This window comes from Bradyrhizobium sp. sGM-13, from assembly GCF_018398875.1.
Lineage (GTDB): Bacteria > Pseudomonadota > Alphaproteobacteria > Rhizobiales > Xanthobacteraceae > Bradyrhizobium.
This window is the reverse complement of sequence record NZ_JAGWDK010000051.1, coordinates 1-25,198: the sequence shown is the minus strand read 5'-3', so window position 1 is coordinate 25,198 and position 25,198 is coordinate 1. Positions and strand designations below refer to the sequence as shown.

The window sequence follows — 25,198 nt, the reverse complement described above, 5'->3', positions numbered from 1 at the left end:
GCAAGGCCAGCTCGTCGGGCTGCCCAACCATAAGTCCGCGTTTTTACACAGCCTGTGCCAATAGGCGACATGCGCGCTTGCATTTCTTACGACGAGGAGAGCGCCACTGAGAAGGCTATAAGCAAATGCCCACAATGCCGAGGCTTTGAAGATTTCAATTTTTCTGTTGTCGATTAGGCGACTGCGACAAACGGGTTGTTCTCCTTCGTTCGAGGATAGTTTGCGTACTCCAATGGCCGCGAAGGCTCTCCACTCCTCGAATAGGTCGGCGCTGATGAGGATGACCGGCTCGGACGAGGCAGGCATCGCAATCGAAAAAACGACGCGCGTGTCTATTATATTACATGGTTTTGTTACATCTCGTTACGGCAGTTGCGGCCTTCTTAGGCATGATCATAAAGAGATGGCATCACAAACAGATGGCGCACGTTTTATGGCAGCCGCGCTGTCTTGAAGTCGCCTCGCGACTGCACCATGTTGGGGTCGTCGATGAGACGCGTAGGACTTATCGACATCACGGTAGGCAACGCGGTGCGCCTCGGCGCATTGCAACGTTCCGCCACGCGACGCTGCGCGTCGCAACACATCGCTACGCAACGCTTGAGCCGCTGGGGAAGCCCGGCGGCTCGCGCGCGTTTCGCGCGAACGGTCCCCCCTCAATCGCCTGTGGCTCCGAGACGCCTACCGCAGCCAGCCGGAGGCTGAAACCGAGGAGATCTGACCACGAGGGCGCGAGCTAGTCCCGCGCCGCCCGATCCGCCGGTTCACGCCGGCGGGCCTTACTTCGGTGAGTGCAAATCGCCTTGAAGCCAGCGTCCAAGGCCCTTGGACTTCATGGGGTCTTCAAACGCGGCAAAGCTCGTAAGTACCTGATTGCAGACAGCGCATTCAAACGTTTGCAAGTCGACGCCCCGGGCGCGTGCTGGCTCGATGCTGACGAGCATCATCGGGGCCTTGCACTTCGGACAGGCGGGGCGCTCAATTGCAGCGAATGGAATGACGGACGACAGGTGTTGAGATTGGGGCATGATGCTTCCCTCGAACAGGCGGGAGCGCAACACTCTCTGTCACCGGTAATGCCTAGGAGGCGGAGCGGTGATTGTCGGAGTATACGCCTCCAGGGATCTCAAACGCGAGTTAATTCGCGGATATTGGAAGGAAGGTAAGCGCCTTGGCCGCCCGGTTCATCGTTGCCGGGCTGTCACGGGACTGGAAGCGCCCGCCAGGGTGAACAAGACGGCCCTAGCGAGATCCGCCAGAGCCGTCCACTTCCGGCGGGAGCCTGTTTGGCGACGCAAACCGGAAGCCACCGAATCGACTCTCACAAGCCAACATTGTTCCTAAATTGCGGCCCGACGCGCGACTTGGCCGCGACGATCACCCGAACGTGGGCAATCTGATCGGCTATTCCGATCGCAAGCCCGGCGACTACAAATTCTCGTAGGTCTGGTACGAGCGCGCTGAAAGCCGATCCGAACCATGTACTGACGTGGCAGTATTACGGCCTGTGGCAAATTGAGCAGGGCAACCGCGATCAAACGCACGAAATGCAGAAAGGCCGGGCATCGCTGCCGGGCCTTTCTTTTTTCTTTTGAGCGCTGCACGGTTGGACTTAGAAATCCATACCACCCATGCCGCCCATGCCGCCACCCGCAGGCATGCCGCCGCCTGCGTTCTTCTTCGGCACCTCGGCCACCATGGCTTCGGTGGTGATCAGCAGCGCCGCAACGGAGGCCGCGTTCTGGATCGCTACGCGAACAACCTTGGTCGGATCGATGATGCCCTTGGAGACCAGGTTGCCGTACTCGCCGGTCTGCGAGTCGAAACCGTAGGAATACTGGTCCTTCTCGAGGATCTTGCCGACGATGACGGAGCCGTCTTCACCTGCATTCATTGCGATCTGGCGGGCCGGATAGGAAAGCGCCTTGCGCACGATCTCGACGCCGGTCTTCTGGTCGTCGTTCTTGGTGCGCAGGCCCTTGAGGTGCTGGGAGGCACGGAGCAGGGCGACGCCGCCGCCCGGCACGATGCCTTCCTCGACCGCCGCGCGGGTCGCATGCATCGCGTCATCCACGCGATCCTTGCGCTCCCTCACTTCGACTTCGGTCGCGCCGCCGACGCGGATCACGGCGACGCCGCCCGCGAGCTTGGCCAGACGCTCCTGCAGCTTCTCACGGTCGTAGTCCGAGGTGGTTTCCTCGATCTGCGCCTTGATCTGCTGCACGCGCGCCTCGATGTCGGCCTTCTTGCCGGCGCCGTTGACGATCGTGGTGTTTTCCTTGTCGATCATCACCTTCTTGGCGCGGCCGAGCATCTGCAGCGTGACGTTCTCGAGCTTGATGCCGAGGTCTTCCGAGATCGCCTGACCGCCGGTCAGCACCGCGATGTCCTGCAGCATGGCCTTGCGGCGATCGCCGAAGCCCGGAGCCTTGACGGCCGCGACCTTCAACCCGCCACGCAGGCGGTTGACGACCAGGGTGGCGAGGGCTTCGCCTTCGACGTCTTCGGCGACGATGACCAGCGGCTTGCCGGTCTGCACCACGGCCTCGAGCAGCGGCAGCAACTCGTTCAGCGAGGAGAGCTTCTTCTCGTAGATCAGGATGTAGGCATCGTCCATTTCAACGCGCATCTTGTCGGCGTTGGTGACGAAGTAGGGCGAGATGTAACCGCGGTCGAACTGCATGCCTTCGACCACCTCGAGTTCGGTCTCGAGCGACTTGGCTTCCTCAACCGTGATGACGCCCTCGTTGCCGACCTTCTTCATGGCGTCAGCCAGGAACTTGCCGATTTCGGCGTCGCCGTTGGCGGAGATGGTGCCGACCTGGGCGATTTCCTCGTTCGAGGTGACCTTCTTGGAGTTCTTGACGAGGTCGGTGACCACGGCTTCCACCGCCAGGTCGATACCGCGCTTCAGGTCCATCGGGTTCATGCCGGCGGCAACCGACTTGGCGCCTTCACGGACGATCGCAGCCGCCAGCACGGTCGCGGTGGTGGTGCCGTCGCCGGCCGCGTCGGCCGACTTGGAGGCGACTTCGCGCACCATTTGCGCGCCCATGTTCTCGAACTTTTCGTCAAGCTCGATTTCCTTGGCGACGGTGACGCCGTCCTTGGTGATGCGGGGAGCGCCGAACGATTTGTCGAGCACGACGTTGCGGCCCTTCGGACCGAGCGTGACCTTCACCGCGTTGTTGAGAATTTCGACGCCGCGCAGCATCCTGTCGCGGGCGTCGACGCCGAATTTGACTTCCTTGGCTGACATAATGATCTCCGTATTCCCAGATCCCAAGGTCCGCGCGACTGGGCGGATTCCTGAGGGATGAGATTTGCATTGCAGGCCTCTTCCTTCGAGACGCCGGCTGCGCCGGCTCCTCAGGATGAGGGAACGGGCTAAAGCGCTTAAGCGGCCTTCTTCTTGGCGGCGGGAACGTCGGTAAGAACGCCCATGATGTCGCTTTCCTTCATGATCAGAAGTTCCTGACCATCGAGCTTGACCTCGGTGCCCGACCACTTGCCGAACAACACGCGGTCACCGACCTTGAGGTCGATCGGGATCAGCTTGCCGGATTCGTCACGGCCGCCCGGACCAACGGCGATGATCTCGCCCTGCGAGGGCTTTTCCTTGGCACTGTCCGGAATGAGGATGCCGCCTGCGGTTTTGTCTTCGGCATCGATGCGTTTGACCACGACGCGGTCGTGGAGCGGACGGAACTTCATGCGATCCTCCTTGGCTTTTGTGATTATTTCTGGATTGGCAGTCGCAATGAGCGAGTGCTAGTCGCTCTCCACATAAGCTTGTGACAATGGGGCGCAAGGGCTTCGGTCCACGATGTTTGACTGCAACTTGAGTTTCTCGAGGAGGAACGCTTGGGGCGATTGCGTTGATCGCTATGACCTATTGAACGTTTTCGTTTTTGGCGCGAGACTCATGCATTGCTTTTCAGCTTGGGCTGGAGGTTGCAATGGTCGAGAAAGATGCGGTTTCCGAGAATCTCGGGAAGCAGGCCTTAGGCTACGGACTGACAACAGCGGAAATCGTTTATCGCCGTCCGGATAGTCAATGGCTGCTGCAAACTTACGTCTGGCAGGACTACGATCTGTTTCCAAGTTTCCCGGCGCTGAAGGATTTCCTCGCGTTCTGGCAACAAGAGCTCGACGGCCCGCTGTTTGCGGTCACCGTCGCGCACTCCAAACTGATCAAGCCCACCGAACACGCGCCGTGGACGGAGTCTTCCGGCTGCATTAACGCGAGGGCCCAGAGCTTTGGGTTGATCTTTGTCGCTCATACGCAAATTGCTTTCGGGAAATTTACTCTCTTCGCGCGGGCCAATTCAGCGAGATCACAATCCCGCATTTTCTGTTCGCCAGCGCCGACGAAGTGATCGAATAATTTTAGTTGTTTGCTGCGGTGCATGAGTCCGAATCTGGCACTTTTGAGACATGCCCACCCGCACTGAAAGTGTCTGCTTTCAGGGGTAGACCGGAAGTGACTGCCGTATGGTCAGAATGACGAGGTTGACCCGCAACGACATCCGGCGGAACCCAACCCACGGATTGCGGCAGCTCTCACCCTTTACGCTTAGGGGAACCCGCTCTCAGGAGCAGGGCTTCTAAATGTGCTACCTCCGCGCGCTTGATAATCTCCCACTCCAAGCTGGGTAATACGGGAGCCGAGCGGGCAACATCAGGCCGCCACGGCTGTTCTGGGGCGCTTGGCCGAAGGTGACGCCTTTCCAATCGGTCGAGGCGCGTCTTCCGGGATGGCAAAGACACATGTGGCATATCCGACATCGATGCAAATTGTGATCTCCTCTTGGGTGGCCGGCCGATCGATTGCAGCAGCGCATACAAGAAAAGCCATTCGAACTCTTGATGACCCGGTCCCGTGTCGGAGCGAGAGTGAGGGCGCCGCGTCACGACGAGATCCGCAGCTCTCGCATGGCCTGATTTCGGAGGCAACCATGCCTACGGCGAAACTCCATGCATTAACAATCCTTGGCGCGCTCGATGAGGCCCGGTCTGAGCTTGTCGGCAAGGCCGTAGTTCTCACTGATGAAAAGGCCGGGACAGTAGAGAATGTTTGGCTTGACGAGTTGCACGGCCTACGAATTTCGATCAGGGGCCACGATGGAAAGTGGCCCGTCTCAACGATCAAATTCGCGCAGACCGGCTGAAACGGCTAAGGCCGAAAGACTGTCTCGAACAGGCTTCGATCGGACCGACGGTTTCGTCATCAGCGATCCCGCGCGAGAGAGATGGCCGAGCTGTATCCCTCCATCAGCAAGCACTCGACACCAGGGGCTCAGGGAAGGGAAATAGCTTAGCGAGCGCGTGCATCCGCACGCGAGTTTTAAAATGGGTTTTCGGTATACCCGGAAGATGAGGCATGCGGGCGTGTATTGAGATCAACAGAACGACGGCAGTCGGCGGCGCTGGCCAGAGGTCACGAGAAATCCTGCCTCAAAGTGGCTGCGATCTGTTCCAGCGCCCAATCGACCTGATCGCTGGAGATAACTAGCGGCGGGGCGATGCGAATCGTGTGCCCATGTGTGTCCTTGGCGAGGATGCCCCGGGCCTGCAGGGCCTGACAGTAGCGACGTGCACCGCCTGCTTCCGGGTGAAGCTCGACGGCCAGCATCAGCCCGCGTCCGCGCACTTCCCGGATCGTGTTGCTGCGGATGCTGCTCAGGCCATCGAGAAAGCGGGTGCCCTGGGCGGCTGCGTTCTCGATCATCCCTTCCTCGACCAGCACGCGCAGCGCGGCCCGAGCCACCGCACAGGCCAGCGGATTGCCGCCGAAGGTCGAACCGTGCTGGCCAGGTTTCAGGGTGCCGAGCACCGCGTTGTTCGAAAGCACGGCCGACACTGGGTAAAAGCCGCCGGACAACGCCTTGCCGAGCAGCGTGACATCCGCCTCGATGCCCTCGTGCTGTTCCGCGAGCAGCTTGCCGGTGCGGCCGAGCCCGGTCTGGATCTCGTCCAGAATCAGCATCACGTCGTGCGCAGTGCAGAGTTCGCGCACTACTGAAAAGTAACCTGACGGTGGGATGACGACGCCCGCTTCTCCCTGGATCGGTTCGACCAAAAAGGCGACCGTGTTGGGCGTGATTGCCTCTTTCAGCGCCGTGGCATCGCCGAAGGCGATGATCTTGAAGCCCGCAGCGAACGGTCCGAAATGGTCACGTGCCGCCGGGTCGGTGCTGAAGCCGATGATGCCAAGGGTGCGGCCGTGAAAATTATCGGCGCAGACGATGATCTCGGCATGCCCGTCCGGAACCCCCTTCACCTCATAGCCCCATTTGCGCACCGACTTGATCGCACTCTCCACCGCTTCGGCGCCGCTGTTCATCGGCAGCACCTTGTGGGAGCCGGTCAGCGCCGCGATCTCTTCGTAGAAGAGGGCCAGCTGGTCGTTGTGAAAGGCGCGCGACGTCAGCGTCAGCCGGCCGGCCTGCTCCACCATCGCGGCCAAGATCTTCGGATGGCAGTGGCCCTGATTCACTGCGGAATAGGCGGAGAGGCAATCGAGGTAGCGATGGCCCTGCGTATCCCAAACAAAGACACCCTCGCCGCGCGACAGAACGACGCCGAGCGGTTCGTAGTTCCGGGCGCCAAAGCGCGCTTCCCTCGCAATAAAATCAGTGACCGATGGATCCATGTTTCGTCACTCCAGTTGGAGCGAACTGCAGGCATGGGCTATCGCCATTTTCCAGCCTGCGAATGCCCGATGATCAGCAAGTTACCACAGACATTTTGCTTGCGGACGCATTGGGTGACGGCCATTTGGGGCCAGCCCAAGGGCGGTCGGCGCCCCAGTTCTCCTCGCGCTGCATGATCCCTCCGGCGAGACAGCATGTCTAGGTGTATACCGACGAATTCCGCTCAACCCCCATAAACAGACATCGTTGCCGTCTGCCGGCATGTCTCAAAGGTGCCAATAGCGGAAGTATCAGGGAGGCCGCGCCACTTTGCATTCGTGCCAACAGGAAAAATTCTTTCAAGCATCGACTTCTCACTCTCGCTCGAGCGGTTTCTCTTGCGCGTCGAGCCGCATGACGTACAGCGTTGCCAGCAAGCCCATTCCCGAGGACAGCAGCATCATTGCCAACAGGGTTGGGGCGGCATTCGCTTCGGTCAGAACCATGCCCGTGATCGCGGACAGGAATGCCCCGCCGCCGACCGTCAACGCAGCTGACAGTCCCGACGCGCTGCCTGCCATTTCCAGCCGAACCGAGACGACACCCGCATTGCTGCTCGGGATCGCCAACCCGTTGCCGAGACCAACGCAACCACAGGCGCCGAAATAGATCGGCAAACTCACCACGCCATAAAGGCAAAGCAGGATTCCCAGAATCAAGCCCGCACATGCGACCAATCCGCCCGTCAGCATCATGGTCGTGAGCCCATAGTGTTCGGAGAAGCGGCCGCACAGAAAACTACCGAGAACAAAACCGGCTGTGATGGTTCCCATATAGAAACCAAGCTGTGCGGCGGAAATCCGGAACGTGGAGACAGCGACAAGCGACGCTCCACCAATGAAGACGAAGAACGCCCCCCTGGCAAACGTCATGCACAGCGCGTAACCCCAAAAGCGCCCTGATCCCACGAGCGTCCCGTACGATCGAACTTGCCGAGTAAACGTAGCTGCGGGCGTTTTGTTGGTCTCCCGCAGATCGACCCAGCACAGCGCGAGAGTCGCGCCGCCCATAACGAGAAAAGCCCAGAAACTGGCCCTCCATCCGTACAGATCATCGAGCGCGCCACCAAGCATCGGGGCCAGCATGGGAGCGATGGCCGAGGTCATGGCCACGTAGCCGATGGAGCTCGCTGCTTTGCTGCCGGCGGAGACATCCCGAATAATGGCAACAGAAACCGCGTAGGCGGGGGCGATAACCGCCTGCATGAGGCGGAAGGTGAGAAACACCCAGACGTTGGACGCCAACAGGCAGCCCAGCGATGCGACAAGGAAAAGCAGCAAGGCGGCAAGGATCACAGGCCGCCTGCCCACGCGATCCGACAACGGCCCCATCACGAGCTGCAGCACGCAGCTCACGGCCGCATATCCGGCGATACACAGATTGACGAGCGCATAGTCCGCCTGAAACTCACTGGCGATGTTTGCCAATGAGGGCAGGAACATGTTGAGAGATACCACCGACAGGCCGCTCAGCACGATCAAGGTCATCAGGGCCGGCGGGTCTGCGGCTTTTCCAGGCATGGTATCCTCTTCTCAATCTGACAGGCGGGACAGAAATTTGCTCAAAAAAAAGCCCCCGAACTTGTCGGGGGCGCACGGGGTACCGGCATTGGTGCCGTTACCGGTCCATGCGCCAGCGCCCTACTACGACGGTTGCGATCGTCATCTCGAATATCTCCAATGATCTGCGCCCAGCGTAGAAACTCGCTCTGTGAGTGTCAACGATCGGCTAGGGCGTGAACCCATAAACTTGGAGCGGACGGCGGACGTCCGCTTAGGTGCCGATAACGGACTCAGGTCGGACATCGCCTCAAGTCCGAAAAGTGCCAAACCCGGAAGTGGGCTGTGCCTACTCGATCACCTCGCCCGCACGGGCGAGAAGGTATGCCGGAATTTCGATACCGAGCAATTTCGCTGGCTTGAGATTGATGGTAAGCAAGAATTTGGTGGGCTGCTCCGGTCATTGGAAGTTTGCGGGTTGACGGGTCACATCAACCCAACGCGCATCATAATATGATCAGAACGAGGATCGCCCCCCGGCTTAGGTCGTCGTTAATTGAGCAGGCGCCGCGCTCAACTTGCACCAATAGGCTGTCGGGTATAAACGCTTCCGCTTCTCTGCACAGGACCGGGCCGGCCCACGGCAGGGGCGTCGCCCGGCTGCTGTCAGATTGTCACGCGGACAGCGAGGTGCCCAGGACGAGTTTGTCTTTGCTGCCATCGCCCAGAACCTACAGCGGCTCGCGTCGTTGGTTGCGCGACCGCCACCCGCTCATGCGCCGTGTGTTGCGTAGCGTAAGAGTTGCGTATAGAGCGCCGGGGAGCCGGCGGACAAAGCCGATCGCCGTTAACGAAACGACCGGCCAACGCTCATCGGCCACAACCGACTTTTGCAACAAAAATCGATCACCAACGAAAGGTTGCAGCGTCAAACCACAAAAGCCGTCACGCTTCCAGCAGGCGTTGAACGGCTCGAGCAGCAACAACGCACTAACCCGATCACCCGTAACATGGATCAGTGCCGTTGGTTGCGCTACTCCGCTTGGGCTCCCACGGCACCGACGCGCGAGCTTCAGAGATTCGAAATCTGCAAAAGCTTGCGGTCGCCGATCCAGGTTTTGGCAAGGTCGGCCTCGGCCTTGCGGGCCGCGCTGGTGCTGCCGCGTGCCTTGTACAGTTCCGCCAGTCCGTAATACGACCAGCCATTGGATGGCGCTCGGCGAAGCGCACGCTGGAATTGTCGCTCTGCCTCCGCGTAGCGGCCTGCCTGCAGCAAGGCAGCGGCGAGAGACTGCCGGATCGGATAGTACCAATAGGGTGGTTCGGTATATGGTAACTCGTCCTGCAATAAGGACGCCTGCTCGAACCGGGCGATGGCAGTGCGACGGTCGCCTTTAGCTTGGGCCACGCGCGCCAGGATCACTGTGCGCGCGATGCGAAGCACCTCCTGCGCAGGAACGTTCGACTCCTTCAGCAACTTGAAGTCCGCGGTGCGCTCCAGCGTCTCGATGGCGTTGGCTGCCGCCACAGCGCTCGCGAAGTCCCGGCGCACTGCCAGTGCGATGCCGCGCGCGTAGAGCCATATCGCTTTGACATAAGGGATGGCATCGCCGGGATCGGGGAGCGCCAGGATGATCTCGGACGTACTGAACTGCGCATGCGCGAAATAAGGCGCCGCCTTGACCGGCTGCACCATCGCAATGCCACGGGCAACCTCGTCGGGAATGAGATCGCGCAGCTTCTCCGCGGCGGCGATCACCGTCTGACCGTCGCCAGCCATCTGCGCCGACGCCATCACGAAGTGCACATTGTGCGGATAATACCCGAGCCGATAGACGCCCATCGGCGCGTTGGTATCGGCCAGGTATTTTTCATCGACCTTGGCCGCAACCTTGTTGTCTTCCAGCGCGTCGAGATAGCGGCCGATCCGATAGTAGATGTGGCTCGGCATGTGCACGAGATGGCCGGCACCGGGGATCGCACCGCGCAACCGATCGGCATAGGGCTCGGCGCGCCTGGGCCGATCTGACGCCTCGACCGCATGGATGTAGAAGTGAATTGCACCGGGATGATTCGGATTGCGAGCCAGCACGCGCTCCAGTGTCGGCACGATTGGCACGCTCTGCGGGTTGGGTTCGCGGCCGCCCGGCTTCCAGTAGTCCCACGGGCTGAGATCCATGACCGCCTCGGCATAGAGCGTGGCGATTTCGTCGTCGTCGGGAAATTGCGTTGCAACCTTCGCCATTTCGGCCGCATAGGCTGCATCTAACGGCGCGCGAGCGGCCTTCGGATCGCTGCCGTAGCGCGCCGCGAGAGCGCCGATCAGTGCCTGCTCGCGTGGGCTTGCCTTGCCGGCAAGCGCCTTCGCCTTCTGCGCGGCAGCGTAGGCGGGCGCGACCGCGTCCTCCTGCATCGGAAGATTGATGTTGGGACCGAGCACCAGCGCCTCGCCCCAGAAGCACATGGCGCATTCCGGATCGAGCTTCTGCGCCATGCGGAACGCGCGCTGCGCCTCAGCATGATTGAACGCGTAGGCGAGACGCAGGCCTTGATCGAAGTAAGCCTGTGCGCGCTCATTTCCGGTGGTGATCTTGTAAGTGATGGAGCCGAGCCCGTCCCACAGCGGCGGCTCGGTGTCCGCGAATGCTGCCGCGGATGTGGCTGCGCTCATCTCGGCCCGTGGCACTTCGGTCTGTGCCAGACGCAACATCATGTTCGGCGAGCCGATTTCGGCCGGCGTGCGGCAGACCGGAAAATCCGGGCCGGCGAATGGGGGCGATAGGTCGACGGCGGTTGCGCCCGCACCCGCGATGGTAATGATGTTGCCGGCCAGCAGCGTCACCAGTGCAGCGCCGCCGAGTGCCGCAGCTCCCGCGGAAACCAGTAATCTCTGCGATTGTGTGAATGTCGCCATGTCGTACTCCAAAATAAGGCGGAGGAAACATCTGCCAATGCGAAATTCAATGGGCCGGCACTGAGTCGAAATCTAAAGAAGATCTTTAGCGCGAATTCTGAAGCTTTTCCGGTCGTGCCACAAGACAACTGCAGAGATGACCGCGACACTTAAGCGTGATGCACTTGCGAGTCATGCGTTGGCCAGGTCCCCTAATGGGATGGTCCGGCCGTGCTCCGGCCCTGCCAGCACGAGAAGCTGGCGAGGGGCGCTCAAGACAAGGAGCACGCCATGTCTCAGAAAATCAACGCAGCGATCACCGTGCTCAGCATCGATATTGGCAAAAACTCGCTCCACATCGTGGGTCATGATCACCGCGGTGCCATCGTGCTGCGGCAGAAGTGGTCACGCGGCCAGGTGGAAACGCGGCTCGCCAACCTGCCGCCGTGCTTGATCGGTATGGAGGCCTGCGTAGGCGCCCATCATCTCAGCCGCAAGCTCCAAATGCTTGGCCAAGACGCCCGCCTGATGAATATGAGTCGCGATCCGGAGCAGGAATATTTTGCCGACAGCATGGTGGGGTCTGTCGCGTTCATCCCATTAACGATTGACGACCTTCAGCGCGACGCCCTCTCCGGCATGTGGTAGGGGAAACTCGAGATCGCGTGCGCTCTCCGCGGCATGTGTGAGGTAGCGGAAACCAGCTATATCGGCCGGCCTCCCCACCAAATAGCCCTGAACTTGATCGCACAGCTCGGCACCCAAGAAACCGAGTTCCTCGCGCGTCTCAACGCCTTCAGCCAACACCGGCAGCTTGAGCCCGCGCCCAATTCCGAGCACCGCCCGAACGATGGTCGCCGCCTGCTCGTTGGCCTGGACCGACTTGATGAATGAGCCATCGATCTTGATTTTGTCGAACGGGAATGCCCGCAAGTTCGACAATGACGAGTAACCGGTCCCGAAATCGTCCATCGCGATGCGGACGCCAAGCGCCTTGAGCTGACGCAAGGTCGCCAGCGCCCGATTGAAATCGCGGATCAGCGCGGTTTCGGTGATTTCCAGTTCAAGCCGTCCCGGCTTCAGTCCGGTTTGAACAAGGATTTCGTGAACAAGATGTGTAAACTGCGGATTGTGCAGTTGCATCGCGGAGACGTTCACGGCGACGCTGAGCGGGTTAGTCCAGCCGCTGGCTTCCTGGCATGCCTGCCTCAGCACCCATTCGCCAATGTGCTGTATCGCACCACTTTCCTCCGCGACGGGAATGAACAAGCCCGGTGGAACCTGACCGCGCTGCGGATGGCGCCACCGCAACAAGGCTTCGAAGCCCGCGATCTCGCGCGTATCAAGCCGGGCTTGCGGCTGATAGGCCAGTTCAAACTCATGGCGTGCAATCGCGCTGCGAAGATCGCGCTCCAGCATGCGCCGATCTCGCACCTCAATGCCCATCTCGGCTTCAAAGAAGCGATAAACTCCGCGACCATCGGTTTTGGCGCGATAGAGTGCGGTATCGGCGTGGGTGAGAAGGCCCCGTCCGTCCTGAGCGTCGTTTGGGAAAATCGCTATGCCAATGCTGGTGGAGACGAACGAGGCCGTGGTCGATGATTCGTTTTCGATCCGCAGCGCGTCGATGATATTCTCCGCGATGCGGCCCGCCGCCGATGGACCAGAAAGATTTGTTGCGATAATGGCAAATTCATCGCCGCCGAGCCGCGCCATCATCTGGCTCCGATCGAGAACGGCGGTAACGCATTTCGCAACCCTCTTCAGGAGTGCGTCGCCGGCGGCATGACCGAACAGATCGTTTACTTCCTTGAAGCGATCAAGGTCGAGACAGAACACGGCAAATGACTGACCCGAGACTTGGTGCACCTCGATTTCGCGGTCGAGCCGGGCGTTGAAGCTGTTTCGGTTAGGCAAGCCCGTTAGTGCGTCGTGGTGCGCCAGGAAATGAATATGTTCCTCGGCTTTCTTCCGATCACGCAGATCGCGGACGGCGATTGCATGATGCGGCTGACCGGCGAAATCGATCGAGCGAAGGATGAACTCAGCCGGAATGAACTGGCCGTTGACGTCGCGCAATTCAGCCTCGATCCGCTCGCGCGGCCTCGCGACCAGCTTGCGCCTGACGGACTCCTCCGGCAGGCAGATCGCCAGCGATTCTCCGATCACATCGTCGGGGACATAGCCTGTCAGTTCCGTTAGGCTTGAATTGATCGAAACAATCTTGTCGCCGTAGCAGACCAGCAGCCCCTCGGCCGACGCATCAGCAAGGCCGCGCATGCGATCGACTTCCAGTTCGGCGCGATGGCGTTCGCGAATATCGAGCGCAAGACCTGCGCAAGCGAGAAACAGGATCGTCAGCGACGCAAGCGCGACGCCGAGCGCAAGCCAGCCGGCCGGAAGCGCCATTTCCGAAACCACGACCGTAGGGTCCGGGATTATCGAAACCGCGCCCATGGCCGTGAAGTGGTGACTACAGATTGCCAGCGTGAGCAGCACCGCCCCGATGGCCTTCCATTTCATCGATCCGTCGCGCAAACCTGCTGGCAGCGCGGTTGCTCCGATCGCCGCCCCCAGCACGATGGAAACGGCAACGAAAACAGGGTCCCAATGCATCCGTCCGGCGATCTCGAAAGCTGCCATTCCGGTATAGTGCATCGCCGCGATGCCGCCGCCGACGGTCGCTCCACCGATCCAGCGCCCTGCGGGCACCCTCTTTCCGGACGCGATCGAAAGGCCCACGCCGGTGAGCAAGATGGCCGCGACGAGCGAAAGCAGGGTGAGGATGATGTTGTATCCGCTTGGAATGCCTGGCGAGTACGCAAGCATGGCGATGAAGTGGGTCGCCCAGATGCCGAAGCCGCTCGCGGTGGCGGCGACGCACAACCAGATATCGCGCATATAGCCGGTCGTCTTGCGGACGTGATTCAGGAAGTTGATTGCTGCGAAAGACGCGAGTGAACATACAGCGGCTGCCAGCACCACCAGTCGCAGGTCATGCTCGTAGGCGATGCAGTTGTATATGGTAAACATCGAGGTAACGCCCCGGTGAAATATCTTGCATATTTTCAATTCTGCTGACCGTGCGGCCGTCGGCCTTGCGCAATCCTGAAAAACGCTTACACAACTGACACTATGGTTTTTTTTAAGTGACTGCCCATCGGTAACCGGTCCGAGAGTTCCCAGAAGCTTATTGATTGTCGTTACGTTCCGAAGGTTGGATAGGCCAATTCGCTGGCGGCCTTGTGCGCCTCCTCCGCAAACTCTGCGACTGTGTGATCAGGAATGTCCCGTGAGCCGCTCCCGTCAGGTGGCACGCATTCGCTGGTGGGCCTGGAGCGGTGGGTCGTTTGGCGCGATCTTCATCGGATTTTCGAGCGTTGTCGCGAACCAGCTTCGGGCCCGCGGCGCTGATCACTCTTCTGCTGACGGAGCAGATGATCGCATCCATCACTATCGATCACTTCGGCTGACTGGGCCTGGCGCAAAGGTCGATTGATCTTTCCCTTCCTCATCGGCGGAAGGTTCCTCATCGCAGGGATCCGTCGTTGAGACTTTGTGGGACCAGATCAGTTCCGTTCGGACGCCGAGATAAGCGTCGGCGCGCCTTCGACTGCTTTGGGTCAAAAGCGCCGTTTGGATGTCGGCCGATGACTTCCGTTCTACCCCGATGAACAGACATTCTCAGTGCCGATCAGCATGTCTCAAACGTGCCATAAGCGGCTCTTAGATCCAATCGTATGACTCGGTCCCCACAGGGCCCTTAGCAGGATTATCAGATCTTCAGGAGGTTCTGGTTCGGCAATGGCCCGCCAGGGAATTGTGCCAGCCTTCCGCCAAGCGCGAGTGGACCAAGATCGATACCAGCGAATCCGAGGCGATCGATCAGTGCACGAACTTCGGCCTTCGCGGCAGTGTCGTCGCCAGAGTAAAAGAGCACGCGACGGCCACCGTCTGCCCGTGGATCGCTCGCCAGTACGTCCGCCCTCAGATGATTGAATGCCTTCACAAGGCGCGCACCACTCACCAGATCGGCGACCACCTCGCTGGAAATGCGGCCCTGCAAATCGACCGGCTTGAACAGCGGGGCTTCGATCGGGTTGTTGGCGTCAATGACGATCCGTGCGCCGCAGGGCGGCAGCCCAGCCACCGCCTGCGCTAGTTTCGACCAGTTGACCGCGATCGGGACGATGTCGCGGCGGCGGCCTTGCTCGCGCGTTCCCGGCGTGATGGTCGGGCCCAGAGCAGCAACGGACTCCTTCAGGGAGCCGGGCCCCCGGCTGTTGGCGATGGTCGCGGCAATTCCAGCTCGCGACAACGTTCTTGCGAAGGCGAGGCCAATATTGCCCCTCCAATAATGCCGATGCTCATGCTCGTGTCCTCCTCTGTACGCTGCTTTAGCGATTGGACGTGCCGGGAAGCGCGCCGAGTTGCTGCATGAGAGAGAACAGATTGGCCACGCCCCAGTGCTCGATGATCTTGCCGTCGCGCACGCCCATCACGTCGACCGTCTCAAATTGGATCTTGCGATCGGTTGGCGCGATGCCGAAGAATTCGCCTTTGTGCGTGCCGTGGTACGTCTTGTAGGTCGTCACCCGGTCGCCATCGGCGAGCTGCCAATGGATGTCGGCGTGGAAGTCCGGGAAGGCAGCGCGCAGAACCTTGTAGAGTTCACGTGCACCAGCCTTGTCAGGCGTGCGCCCCGGCTGCGGCGTATGATCGATAAAATCGTCGGCGAACAATTCCTCGAACACCTCGAATTTCCCCCCGCCTTGGACTTCTTCAGTGTTCCGCCGAACAACAGCCTTCGCGGCTTCGCTCACGTTGATCTTAGTCATGGATGTCGCTCCAGGTTTATGGGCGCTGCATCGTGTTGGCGCCGTGATTTCAAGCGGCAGCGCCGGGGTCTTTCGGGCGAGAAGTTGCGCTTTCTGCAGTGGATAATGGCGAGATATTCGCCTAGGATTAGTCCTGAATTGATGCAATTACCTTCAAGCATCCGTTGAAGGAAATATTCTGGAAACCCTCGCCAACCTCGAATCCTTCGTCCGCAGTGCCGAAAGCTCCAGTTTCTCGGCCGCGGCGCGTCGCCTCGGCCTCACGCCAGCGGCAGTCAGCCGGAACGTGGCGATGCTGGAGCGCAATCTCGGCGCCCGGCTGTTTCACAGGAGTACACGCAAGCTGGCGCTCACCGACGCTGGAGAGCGGTTTCTGCTCGCCATCAAGGACAATCTGGAGGAGCTGCAGCAGGCGATTTCGGCGATGGCGACGGATGGAGGGGGGCCGGCGGGCGTGCTCAAGGTAAGCATGGGTCTCAACTTCGGTGCTGATTACATCCTTCCGCTGTTGCCGGCGTTCCTGGCGCGCTATCCAGGCATCCGACCCGATTGGCAATTTACGACGCGTCAGATCGATTTGGTCGCCGATGGATATGATGCCGCGATCGGGGGCGGCATTGAATGGACTCCAGGCGCTGTTTCGCGCGTGCTTGCGCCGCTGCACCTGATCGCGGTCGCCTCGCCGGAATATCTCAGGAAACGTACACTGCCTGTCGACCCTACCGGGCTCGCCGCATTCGAAGGAATCGCATGGCGCTCATCGCGCACGGGTCGGATTCGCGAACGAATAATGCGCAATGCGGCAGGCACCGAAATTCCGGTGAAGCTGACGGAGACGATTGTCCTCGATGATCCGGAAGCGACCTGCCGGGCAGCCCTACTTGGCCTCGGTGTAGCATTGATCGCGGTGTGCCATGCGCTACCGCATTTGGATCGCGGCGCGCTCGTGCGCCTCGTGCCCCAATGGTACATTGATGTTGGACCGATCTCCATTTATTACGCCAGCCGCACGCTGCTGCCTGCGAAGACCCGCGTCTTTATCGACTTTGTTGTTGAGGCATTCAAGCGTGACCGTCTGGCCGAACGCTTCGCCGGTAGCTTAGGTTAGGACTTTACGAGAATCGGGTCAGATACTGAAGGTATGTCCGTTTCGTGTCAAAAGCGGCGGTCGAAGGGTCGCTGATGTGAAGTCCGGACTGCCCTCGATACCAGACTAGCCGCAGGCGACCAAGTTGGTCGGCTTGGGGCCATAAGCGGATGTGGAGCGGCCCGCGCATGGCAGAGCATACTGCGTGACGGACTATGGTGCCTTGGCTTTTACGACCCACGCGGTCGCGGCATACGATCGCGCGCCATCGGTTTCACCATCCAGGTATGCCCGCTGGACCCTTTGCGAATCGTTTCTCTTACGTCAGGCTTCAACGTTCCGACGTATTCAGCGATCGGGCCATCGCAGCCTTCAACAGGCGCCCAAAAGTCCGCGAAGGAGGCGAATTCCATGCGGATCGTCAACATCTCCTCCTGAACGTCAATGAAGCCAGCATTCTGCCATGCTTGCGCCAGCTCTCCGGGGCGGCTTAGCGGGCGTGTGCAGGCTCGTGCTCGAAAATCGTTGGCGCTTGGGTCGAGCACAGCCGCGGTATCGAGAATGATGCGTTGTGCGACAAGCCCGCCGCGCGAATCCCAAGTGGCGGCGGCGACGATTCCGCCGGGTCGCGTAACACGGCGCATTTCGCGGATGGGCACGTCGTAGCAGGGTATAAACTGCAGCACCAGCATCGAGAGTGCGTGATCGAACGACGCGTCGGGAAACGGTAGTACGCAGGCGTCGCCAACTGGAAAGTGAGACGATTGTCCTCATTCTTTTGCTTCGCATAGGCAATGTAATCCGGCGACAGGTCGATCCCGTGCACGCCGTGTATCTCAGGGTCATTGGCCAAAGAGAAGCTCAGGCTGCCAGTGCCGCAACCGACATCCAGCACCCGCGTGGCGCCGGGCAGCCCGGCGAAGCGGATGAAATGCGGCGCAAGGCGGCGGCTCCATCGCCCCATCTGTAGCTCATAGCCGTTGCCGCTGCCAGACAGGAATGGCGATGAACTAGAAGTCGACATGCTCCTCCGGCCTCACTGAGAGCGGAGTCCTAGTATTTGAATAAGCGCGGCGTCGGCCGTCGCCTGCTTTTCCACAAAGGCGGCAAATTCATCAGCTGACATCGGCATAGGATCCACGCCGAGGGCGGTGAGCTTCTGCCGTACCTTCTGAGACTGCAGCGCCCTCATTGTTTCTTGCCGGAGCCGGTCAGCGATCTCGTGGGGTGTTCGCACGGCCAGGAATAGACCGAACCAAGTCGGATTGGCGGCATCGGCAAATCCAGCTTCCGCGAGCGTTGGAATGCCCGGCAGCGCCGGCGGCGCGCTGCTCTCCGTTCACCGCAAGCGCGGTGAGCTTCCCTTCCTGGATGTGCGGCAGAGCTGGTCCGAGCACGACAAAGAAGAAGTCGATGCGTCCAGCAATCACTTCGGTCATTGCCTCGACCCCTCCTTTGAACGGAACGTGAGTCGCTTGCACCCGGCCCACTTGCCGAAACCGCTCCGCGCTCAAATGCGATCCGCTTCCGACTCCCGGCGAGGAATAGTTGAATGCGCCGGGCCTCGCGTTAGCAGCATTGACCAGATCGACAACTGTCCTGAACCCGCGCTCCGGCGGAACGACCAGCACAAACGGCGTCGTACCAAGCGCCGCCACCGCAATGAAGTCGCCTGCCGGGCGATACCCGGCGTTCGGATAGAGTGCTGGACCGATCGTATGGGCTGACGAATTGACCAGCAGCGTGTACCCGTCCGGCTCGGCCTTTGCGGCGGCGGCGGCCCCAAGCGTCTGGCCGGCGCCCGGCCGATTCTCCACGATGACCGGCTGGCCAAGTTGTTCGGATAGCTGCTCACACACGATACGAGCGACGAGGTCGACCGAGCTGCCTGCGCCGATAGGCACGATGACGCGTAATGGCTTCGCCGGCCACGTCTCCGCGCCGGCCTGCAGGTCAAGGAACATGAGCGCCCAGATACCCAACAGCAAACGGCGCGGAAAGGACATGGCATCCTCCTGAGTTTCCTAACGGCGCGAGCCGTGCACGAGTACTGGCTATCTGGACATTCGCGATGGCCAGCGTCCAATATCTAAATTATCTATAAATCAATGTCTTTTCGGCATAGGTGACTCCCATGGATCTTCGGCGCGCACGAACCTTTGTTGCAGTGGCTGAACTAGGGACAGTTTCAAACGCGGCGCTGCATCTGCGTGTTGCCCAGCCAGCTCTATCGCGACGGATCGCCGACCTGGAGCGCGAACTTGGGTTTAGACTTTTTGACCGTGTGGGACGTGGACTTGTTCTGACCGGCGAAGGTGAACAACTGCTCGTCGACTGTCGCGGATTGCTAAGCTACGCCGAGACTCTCGACGAGCGCGCGCAACTGCTTCGGCGCGGCGACAGAGGAGTGTTGAAGGTAGCGGCGTCACCGCAATTTATCGAGGGCATACTCGCCGATTTCCTGCACCACTATGCGAAGCTTTTCCCGAACGTCCAGGTGAGACTGCGCGAGGCGATGGGATGGCCCGAGATCAAGGAGCTGCTGGAACGTGGCGATATCCATCTTGGGCAGAATCTGGCGAATGCGACGCAACCCGAAAAACTGCCCTTCGAGAGCTTCCGCCTGGAGTCGGTCGAACTGCTCTTGGCGTTTCAGCCGAAACTGGCGCCCGGCACGCGCAACACTCTCGAGATCAACTGTTTGGCAGGTCTCCCGTTGCTGCTGCTCGACACAAGTTATGTCTTCCGACGAACATTCGATGCCGCCTGCCAGCTTGCGGGAGTGGTGCCGACCATCGCCTTTGAAAGCCGGACCCCACATACGCTCGTCGCGATGGCGGAAGCTGGGCATGGACTCGCGGTCCTTCCCTCGACGATGCGCATGCGTACCAACCGCTTGCGTGTGGTTCGCCTGACGTTTCGTCAAAAAAGGCTGCGCGAACCGTTGGCGATCTTTTGGGGCGGACGGCGGCCGCTACCACGCTACGGCACTGCGTTCTGCCGCGCTCTCGGGGATCATACCCGCTCCGCTTTGCTGTTACAAAGCCATATTGACCGTTCCCGCGTGTAGCCTGCGCGGGACCCGATCCAAATGTCCGCTTCGGGTGTTGGTTGTGTAAAAACGGTCTCGCGGGGCGGTTCTGAGAGCCAAGCGTAGAGGACGTCTCAGGCCGCGATCGCAGGGATTAGCTGCTTGGTTCCCATGATTTTCATGACCCGCGTCAGATTGTAGGCCAGGACGGAGAGTGCCATCTTGGCGGCAACCTTCGGAAGGGTTTTGGTGAGGAAGTGTGTGGCTCCCATGCGGGCCTTCATCGTCCCAAACGGATGTTCGACCGTCTCGCGACGCTGACGCATGGCTCCTGGGTTTGCATCAAGCCGCTGCTGCACGGCCTCGAGCAGATGCTCGTGCTCCCATCGTGTAATCCGCCGCTCTGGCCCGGTCGTGCATTGCGATTGAGCGAGCAATTTTGACAGGCGGTGGTCCATTAGCGCCGCAGCATCTTGCCGTCTTCCTCGCTCGTGAAGCGATATGGCAGCCGCTCCCCGGCTGGACAGCGATAGGCGTCCTCCTCCGGCAAATAGGCAAAGTCCTGTTTACCGAAGCGCCCCTCCGATTTGGCGCCCGACGTCTGCGGCTTGGGCAGAGCTACGGTGATGCCGGCCTCGCGGCATGCGAGGATCTCCGGGCTGCTGAAGTAGCCGCGATCGGCTACAGCGTCGAGCGTCTCAGTCTTGAGAACGGCTTTCGCCTGCTTGCCCATATTGGCAAGTTGTGCCCCATCTGAGCCGCTATTTGTCACCTCGTGCGCCACAATCAGATGATGCTCGGTGTCGACGGCGACCTGCACGTTGTAGCCGACGACGCCGGAACCGCGGCCGCTCGTCGCCATCGAACGGCTGTCGGGATCGGTCAGCGAGATTTGCTGGTCAGGTGACGCAAGCATCTGCCTCTCGTAGACGGCAAGCTTGCCCATCTGCTCCTTCAGTTTTGTGAGCTTCTCGTGGAGCCTCGTCACCTTCGCGGCCAGCGCCTCGCTCGGCTCCTGCCTATCGGCCGTGTCAAGTTGGCTCAGATAGCGCGCGACACTCTCCTCCAGCTGCGCACGCCGCCGCTCCACCTTCGCCCGTGTGAAGTTCTTGTCCCGGTTGTTCACTGCTTTGAACTTGCTGCCATCGATGGCGACGGTCGCCGTCGTGAGAAGGCCCATCTCACGGCAGAGTTCGACGAACCGCGCGCATACCTTGCGTAGCGCCAGGCCATTGTCTTTGCGGAAGTCCGCGATCGTCTTGTGATCAGGAGCGAGCCGACCGAGCAGCCACATCACCTCGACATTGCGTCCGGCCTCGCGTTCCAGCCGCCGGCTCGACTGCACCCGGTTCAGATAGCCATAGATATACAGCTTCAGGAGAACCGAGGGATGGTACGACGGCCGCCCGGTCGCCGCCGGCTCCACACCTTCGAAGCCCATCTCGGCCAAATCGAGCGCATCGACAAACACATCGATCACGCGAACAGGGTTGCTCTCGTCAATGAAGTCATCGAGGCATTCAGGCAATAGCGTCCATTGCCCACGATCCGCCTCTTCAACGAAGCGCCTCATCAATTCCCCCTTAGAATCACGGGAAAATCATAACAGCAGCACCGCGTTTTCACACAGCCAGGGTCACCAACTGAACCTCCGGCGCCGGACGCGCTTGGTCCGCTCTGCCATCAACTACGGACATCGGCGAAATGCGCGGGCGAGTCTGTTTCGTGCCAACATCGGACATGCGGTTCACTTGGCTACACGATGGAACTACTGAGCCTCATTTCGATGACGTAAATCGATGCACTGATACTGACGTCCCGATCTTGAACGTCATCAAGTCCTCTCCGACTTCCAATGGACCAGCATAGGTCTTTCGCGTTTCCGCGATGAGCTCGTCAGCGGTGGCTGGCGGTATTGCTTCGCTGGCCAGAAATACCAGGTGCGTGTAGGCGGCAAGCTTTGGCCGGGTAATCGCAAACAACCTACCGGCTTCGCTTGCGGTGGTATGATGTGCCATGATGCGCTGGATAAACGGCTCCGAGAGCAGTTCGGGTCTTACAATCGCTACCTCATGAATGAGCAGATCGGTGTTAGCCCCGTATTTGATGACGTTCTGATTATATCGCGTATCGCCTGAGATCACGGCGCTACGACCGGCATAATCGATGCGGTATCCATATGCCGGTTTGATTGCTGCGCCGTGGTCAACTTCAAAGGCGACGACCTTCACCCCATTTTTTTCGTAAACGATCCCATCCGCATTAAACTCACTCACCTCAATTCCAGCGCCCTGCGGCGGAAGCTTTTCGTCCTCGATGCGAATGCGGATATCGAGCGCGTACGCCTGCTCAAGGTGGGTCATCAGGGTCTTTGCGCCCTCCGGCCCAATAACCCGCAGCGGCGTCTTTCGCGTTCCGAAGTACGGCTGAAGCCAGCCGGTCAACCACAGGTCTGGAATGCCGACGGTGTGGTCGGAGTGAAAATGCGTGAGCAGAAGCGCATCGATACGGCCGAGCGGCATGCCGACTTGGTTCAGCCTGATCGATGCGCCGCGGCCGGCATCGAACAGCAGTTTCTGATCGCCTGCCTCGACGAGTGTGCTTGGTCCGAAACGGTCGGGCAACGGGATCGGTGTCCCGGTGCCCAACAGCGTTACCTTGAAATCATCCCCGCCCATTATTTCCCCATCTTGATGCCGGAGTCCTTGACGACCTTTGCCCAGTGAGTGACCTGCGATTTGATGAGCTCGCCGTATGCGAGGGGCGTTCCGCCTGCCGGCTCGGCTCCGACCCGCGCAAAAGCCTCACGGACTTTGGGCTTGCTCAGCACCTTGTTGATTGCTTCGTTCAGCCGGCCGATGACATCGTTCGACGTCCCGCTCTTTACGGCGAAGCCGACCCAATCCTCGACCGCCAAGTTAGCAAAACCCTGCTTCACAATGGTGGGAACATCGGCGAGCGCAGCGATGCGCTTCGGCCCGGTAACCGCCAGCGCCCGCAGCTTGCCAGTGGCAATGAGGTCGACCACCGGCAGGGTCGTGATGAACATGAAATGGTTGGTGCCGTTGAGCAGATCGCCGATCGCTTGCGGGAACTGGTTGTAGGGGACATGGGTGACGCGGGTTCCCGTCTGCAGCTTGAACATTTCGCCAATCAGATGAGCGGGTGTCCCGAAACCGCCGGATGAAAAGGTCAACTTGTCCGGCTGGCTCTTCACCAGTGCGACGAGTTCGGAAACCGACTTCGCCGGAACAGCAGGGTTGACGACCAGTACGTTGTACGATGTCGATACCTTGATCACCGGAGCGAAGTCGGTTTCCAACCGGAATGGAATATTCGGCAGGAACGCAGGCGCAGCACTCACCGGCAGTGCCATTGCATAGATGCTGTGCCCATCGGGGGGATGTTTGAGAACCTCGGCGCCGCCGAGTGTCAGAACGGCGCCGGCTTTGTTCTCGACGATGACGCTCCAGCCTTCACTTGCCGATAGTTCAGTCGCGATCACCCGGCTGATGATGTCCGGCGGCGTGGCCGGAGCGGTCGGCACGACAATGGTGATGGTCCTGGAGGGAAAAGGCTGGGCAGCGGCCCGATCAATGTTGGCAAAGGTTCCTGCTGTCAACGGGAGCATCGTGAGCATCACTGCCCGAAATTTTCGAACCACGTTCATTGCGTCCTCCTTGTTCAGGTTGAGTTAAAATCTGCTCAGTTGCAGGAAACACTCACGGCTGCCGGCAACCTCTTCAAGGGGACCAGCCGCCGAACGATCCGGGACCGTGTAAAGATGAAGCGCTTGTAGCCAGCGACGAAGAAAACCAGCAAGCAACAGATCGTATTGAAGGCGCTTACGGATGCGAGCCCGAAGTTTGCGAGCTTGATCCAGGAATAAAGCGCGGTCGCTGCGTTCGCACCGATCCACACTGTCCAGCACGTCAGCGAGATGGTGCGGGCACCCTGATGATCACGTGCGACCGCAGCGATCTGAGGAATGTAAGAGACCAGCCGAAGCAGGTTGAATAATCCGAACGCGAAGCTGATAGCGTCTGCGGTGTCCAGGGCCAACATGTCCTCATCCTCCGTGTTCGGTATGGAGTTTGGCATGCACTTGCGCGTCTTCTTGTACTTCGTTCCCGACAATGCGGCCCGATCGCGCTGTCGAGAACCAAAAAACGCACTCATTTCACGTAGTGAAACCGCTGATTTCACTACGTGGAACGATAGATTCGCGCTAACCTCGGGTTGCAACTGCCAATTCAGCGTCTGCCGAGAGGGATTCGCTTCATGACGAAGACGATCAGGAGCATTGAGCGCGGCCTTGATGTGCTCAAAGCGCTGAACGCGACGCCGATTTCCTCGCTGCAGGATGTTTATCGCCTTACCCGAATTCCGAAGCCGACATTGCTGCGAATTCTGCACACGCTCGAACAGTCCGGCATGGTTTCGCGGCGGTTAGCTGATGGGCGCTATCGCCTCAGCACCGGTCTAACCCGGCTCGGGCGGAAGCGCGACCGCTACGATCGCGTCGCCGAGGCGGCGGCGCCGGTGCTCGATAAGCTATGTCAGAAGGTGTCCTGGCCATCGGACCTGATGGTCCCCGCGGGCGACCACATGGAGAACCGGGAGACGAGCCGGACCCAAAGTCCCTTCATGATCTACTACAGCAAGGACAGAGTGGGCATGCCAGTGAACTGGTTGTTGTCTGCCGTTGGACGGGCTTACCTGGCCTATTGTCCCGAAGCCGAACGTCAGAAGGTGATCAATTTGCTTCGCAAGTCGGATAAGCCGGAAAACTGGCTGGCGCGAGACCAAAAGCGTATTGATGAGATTCTATCCGAGACCCGGAAGAGAGGTTATGGCTTGCGTGATCAGGCATTCGTCGGCGGACCTTATGGCGCGCAATTGCCAGATGGGTTGGCCGGAATCGCCGTTCCGCTCCTCGACCGTGGGCGGGTCCATGGCGTGATCAACGTGATCTGGCCAAAATCCGCCCGCAGTGTCGAAGACATGGTCAGGGATTGTCTGGGCGATCTCAAGGCCGCTGCTACGGAAATCGTGGACACACTGCGTAGCGCACCGGAAATCTGACCTGAAGTCTGTTTCGGGTCCAGGCTGTGTGAAAACACCATCAATGATATGATTCTCCTGCGATTTGGCC

17 protein-coding genes and 6 pseudogenes are annotated in these 25,198 nt (G+C 60.0%); 7 read left to right on the top strand and 16 right to left on the bottom strand.

All coding sequences use genetic code 11. From position 1 onward, the window contains the following. Positions 1-1,363: 1,363 nt before the first annotated feature. A pseudogene (locus KJQ96_RS42305) lies at positions 1,364-1,595 on the top strand (type IV pilus biogenesis/stability protein PilW); the annotation flags it as partial. Positions 1,596-1,612: 17 nt separating this feature from the next. Here the strand turns inward: KJQ96_RS42305 and groL are convergent. Both groL and KJQ96_RS35025 read right to left on the bottom strand, forming a co-directional pair. Beyond that, positions 1,613-3,259, bottom strand: coding sequence for a chaperonin GroEL (gene groL / locus KJQ96_RS35030; protein ID WP_213290763.1), 1,647 nt, complete (start codon positions 3,257-3,259; stop codon positions 1,613-1,615). Positions 3,260-3,396: 137 nt separating this feature from the next. After that, positions 3,397-3,714 carry a co-chaperone GroES gene (locus KJQ96_RS35025; RefSeq protein WP_213290762.1) on the bottom strand — a complete coding sequence of 106 codons (318 nt, stop codon included), beginning with the start codon at positions 3,712-3,714 and terminating at the stop codon, positions 3,397-3,399. 245 nt (positions 3,715-3,959) lie between these two features. On the opposite strand from KJQ96_RS35025, the pseudogene KJQ96_RS35020 reads away from it, so the two are divergent. Both KJQ96_RS35020 and KJQ96_RS35015 read left to right on the top strand, forming a co-directional pair. After that, positions 3,960-4,243: pseudogene (locus tag KJQ96_RS35020) on the top strand (usg protein). A 715-nt stretch (positions 4,244-4,958) separates the two neighbouring features. Continuing rightward, positions 4,959-5,171, top strand: a complete 213-nt coding sequence (locus tag KJQ96_RS35015) for a PRC-barrel domain-containing protein (RefSeq protein ID WP_213290761.1) — start codon at positions 4,959-4,961, stop codon at positions 5,169-5,171. Between the two features lie 269 nt (positions 5,172-5,440). On the opposite strand, the gene rocD is transcribed toward KJQ96_RS35015, so the two are convergent. From rocD to KJQ96_RS34995, 4 genes are all read right to left on the bottom strand, one after another. Beyond that, a complete protein-coding gene (rocD, locus tag KJQ96_RS35010; RefSeq protein ID WP_213290760.1) occupies positions 5,441-6,655 on the bottom strand; it encodes an ornithine--oxo-acid transaminase in 1,215 nt (404 codons plus the stop codon). Between the two features lie 354 nt (positions 6,656-7,009). Further along, positions 7,010-8,215 carry an MFS transporter gene (locus KJQ96_RS35005; protein ID WP_213290759.1) on the bottom strand — a complete coding sequence of 402 codons (1,206 nt, stop codon included), beginning with the start codon at positions 8,213-8,215 and terminating at the stop codon, positions 7,010-7,012. A gap of 710 nt (positions 8,216-8,925) precedes the next feature. Next, a complete protein-coding gene (locus KJQ96_RS35000; protein WP_213290758.1) occupies positions 8,926-9,180 on the bottom strand; it encodes a hypothetical protein in 255 nt (84 codons plus the stop codon). A gap of 86 nt (positions 9,181-9,266) precedes the next feature. Next, positions 9,267-11,108 (bottom strand): tetratricopeptide repeat protein, encoded by a 1,842-nt coding sequence (locus KJQ96_RS34995; protein WP_213290757.1) that lies wholly within the window; start codon positions 11,106-11,108, stop codon positions 9,267-9,269. A 270-nt stretch (positions 11,109-11,378) separates the two neighbouring features. Here KJQ96_RS34995 and KJQ96_RS34990 point away from each other — a divergent pair. Further along, positions 11,379-11,618 (top strand): annotated as a pseudogene (locus KJQ96_RS34990) (IS110 family transposase); the annotation flags it as partial. Between the two features lie 69 nt (positions 11,619-11,687). On the opposite strand, the gene KJQ96_RS34985 reads toward KJQ96_RS34990, so the two are convergent. From KJQ96_RS34985 to KJQ96_RS34970, 3 genes and pseudogenes are all read right to left on the bottom strand, one after another. Further along, positions 11,688-14,120: an EAL domain-containing protein gene (locus KJQ96_RS34985; RefSeq protein WP_213290756.1), complete on the bottom strand. Its 2,433-nt coding sequence runs from the start codon at positions 14,118-14,120 to the stop codon at positions 11,688-11,690. Between the two features lie 742 nt (positions 14,121-14,862). Next, positions 14,863-15,458 (bottom strand): annotated as a pseudogene (locus tag KJQ96_RS34975) (NADPH-dependent F420 reductase). A 26-nt stretch (positions 15,459-15,484) separates the two neighbouring features. After that, entirely contained in the window at positions 15,485-15,925 is a 441-nt protein-coding gene (locus KJQ96_RS34970) for an ester cyclase (protein ID WP_213290755.1), read from the bottom strand. A gap of 178 nt (positions 15,926-16,103) precedes the next feature. On the opposite strand from KJQ96_RS34970, the gene KJQ96_RS34965 reads away from it, so the two are divergent. Then, complete coding sequence (locus KJQ96_RS34965; RefSeq protein ID WP_213290765.1) at positions 16,104-17,033, top strand: LysR family transcriptional regulator; 930 nt, start codon at positions 16,104-16,106, stop codon at positions 17,031-17,033. 209 nt (positions 17,034-17,242) lie between these two features. Here the strand turns inward: KJQ96_RS34965 and KJQ96_RS40795 are convergent. From KJQ96_RS40795 to KJQ96_RS34950, 3 genes and pseudogenes are all read right to left on the bottom strand, one after another. Continuing rightward, positions 17,243-17,976 (bottom strand): annotated as a pseudogene (locus tag KJQ96_RS40795) (class I SAM-dependent methyltransferase). 72 nt (positions 17,977-18,048) lie between these two features. Beyond that, the gene (locus KJQ96_RS42300) at positions 18,049-18,318 is read right to left on the bottom strand and encodes a tripartite tricarboxylate transporter substrate-binding protein (RefSeq protein WP_375293239.1); all 270 of its coding nucleotides are present in this window, start codon (positions 18,316-18,318) and stop codon (positions 18,049-18,051) included. Beyond that, positions 18,224-19,018, bottom strand: coding sequence for a tripartite tricarboxylate transporter substrate binding protein (locus tag KJQ96_RS34950; protein WP_213290753.1), 795 nt, complete (start codon positions 19,016-19,018; stop codon positions 18,224-18,226). The genes KJQ96_RS42300 and KJQ96_RS34950 overlap by 95 nt, the downstream gene beginning before the upstream one ends. Before the next feature lie 128 nt (positions 19,019-19,146). Here KJQ96_RS34950 and KJQ96_RS34945 point away from each other — a divergent pair, with 128 nt between their 5' ends. After that, the gene (locus KJQ96_RS34945) at positions 19,147-20,082 is read left to right on the top strand and encodes a LysR family transcriptional regulator (RefSeq protein WP_213290752.1); all 936 of its coding nucleotides are present in this window, start codon (positions 19,147-19,149) and stop codon (positions 20,080-20,082) included. Positions 20,083-20,177: 95 nt separating this feature from the next. Here the strand turns inward: KJQ96_RS34945 and KJQ96_RS34940 are convergent. The 4 genes and pseudogenes from KJQ96_RS34940 to KJQ96_RS34925 all read right to left on the bottom strand — a co-directional run bounded on the left by KJQ96_RS34940 (position 20,178) and on the right by KJQ96_RS34925 (position 24,222). Next, positions 20,178-21,616: pseudogene (locus KJQ96_RS34940) on the bottom strand (IS1182 family transposase). Between the two features lie 205 nt (positions 21,617-21,821). Next, positions 21,822-22,721: an MBL fold metallo-hydrolase gene (locus KJQ96_RS34935; RefSeq protein WP_213290751.1), complete on the bottom strand. Its 900-nt coding sequence runs from the start codon at positions 22,719-22,721 to the stop codon at positions 21,822-21,824. Continuing rightward, positions 22,721-23,713 (bottom strand): tripartite tricarboxylate transporter substrate binding protein, encoded by a 993-nt coding sequence (locus tag KJQ96_RS34930; protein ID WP_213290750.1) that lies wholly within the window; start codon positions 23,711-23,713, stop codon positions 22,721-22,723. Before KJQ96_RS34930 ends, KJQ96_RS34935 begins: the two co-directional genes overlap by 1 nt. A 35-nt stretch (positions 23,714-23,748) precedes the next feature. Then, positions 23,749-24,222 carry a hypothetical protein gene (locus tag KJQ96_RS34925; RefSeq protein ID WP_213290749.1) on the bottom strand — a complete coding sequence of 158 codons (474 nt, stop codon included), beginning with the start codon at positions 24,220-24,222 and terminating at the stop codon, positions 23,749-23,751. 102 nt (positions 24,223-24,324) lie between these two features. Between KJQ96_RS34925 and KJQ96_RS34920 the strand changes: the two genes are divergently transcribed. Further along, complete coding sequence (locus tag KJQ96_RS34920; protein ID WP_213290748.1) at positions 24,325-25,128, top strand: helix-turn-helix domain-containing protein; 804 nt, start codon at positions 24,325-24,327, stop codon at positions 25,126-25,128. Positions 25,129-25,198 lie beyond the last annotated feature (70 nt).

Excerpts from the sequence above, each read along its gene's own strand:
- groL (WP_213290763.1), bottom strand. The coding sequence starts at position 3,259 with ATGTCAGCCAAGGAAGTCAAATTCGGCGTCGACGCCCGCGACAGGATG.
- KJQ96_RS35025 (WP_213290762.1), bottom strand. The coding sequence starts at position 3,714 with ATGAAGTTCCGTCCGCTCCACGACCGCGTCGTGGTCAAACGCATCGAT.
- KJQ96_RS35015 (WP_213290761.1), top strand. The coding sequence starts at position 4,959 with ATGCCTACGGCGAAACTCCATGCATTAACAATCCTTGGCGCGCTCGAT.
- rocD (WP_213290760.1), bottom strand. The coding sequence starts at position 6,655 with ATGGATCCATCGGTCACTGATTTTATTGCGAGGGAAGCGCGCTTTGGC.
- KJQ96_RS35005 (WP_213290759.1), bottom strand. The coding sequence starts at position 8,215 with ATGCCTGGAAAAGCCGCAGACCCGCCGGCCCTGATGACCTTGATCGTG.
- KJQ96_RS34995 (WP_213290757.1), bottom strand. The coding sequence starts at position 11,108 with ATGGCGACATTCACACAATCGCAGAGATTACTGGTTTCCGCGGGAGCT.
- KJQ96_RS34985 (WP_213290756.1), bottom strand. The coding sequence starts at position 14,120 with ATGTTTACCATATACAACTGCATCGCCTACGAGCATGACCTGCGACTG.
- KJQ96_RS34970 (WP_213290755.1), bottom strand. The coding sequence starts at position 15,925 with ATGACTAAGATCAACGTGAGCGAAGCCGCGAAGGCTGTTGTTCGGCGG.
- KJQ96_RS34950 (WP_213290753.1), bottom strand. The coding sequence starts at position 19,018 with ATGTCCTTTCCGCGCCGTTTGCTGTTGGGTATCTGGGCGCTCATGTTC.
- KJQ96_RS34945 (WP_213290752.1), top strand. The coding sequence starts at position 19,147 with ATGGATCTTCGGCGCGCACGAACCTTTGTTGCAGTGGCTGAACTAGGG.
- KJQ96_RS34935 (WP_213290751.1), bottom strand. The coding sequence starts at position 22,721 with ATGGGCGGGGATGATTTCAAGGTAACGCTGTTGGGCACCGGGACACCG.
- KJQ96_RS34930 (WP_213290750.1), bottom strand. The coding sequence starts at position 23,713 with ATGAACGTGGTTCGAAAATTTCGGGCAGTGATGCTCACGATGCTCCCG.
- KJQ96_RS34925 (WP_213290749.1), bottom strand. The coding sequence starts at position 24,222 with ATGAGTGCGTTTTTTGGTTCTCGACAGCGCGATCGGGCCGCATTGTCG.
- KJQ96_RS34920 (WP_213290748.1), top strand. The coding sequence starts at position 24,325 with ATGACGAAGACGATCAGGAGCATTGAGCGCGGCCTTGATGTGCTCAAA.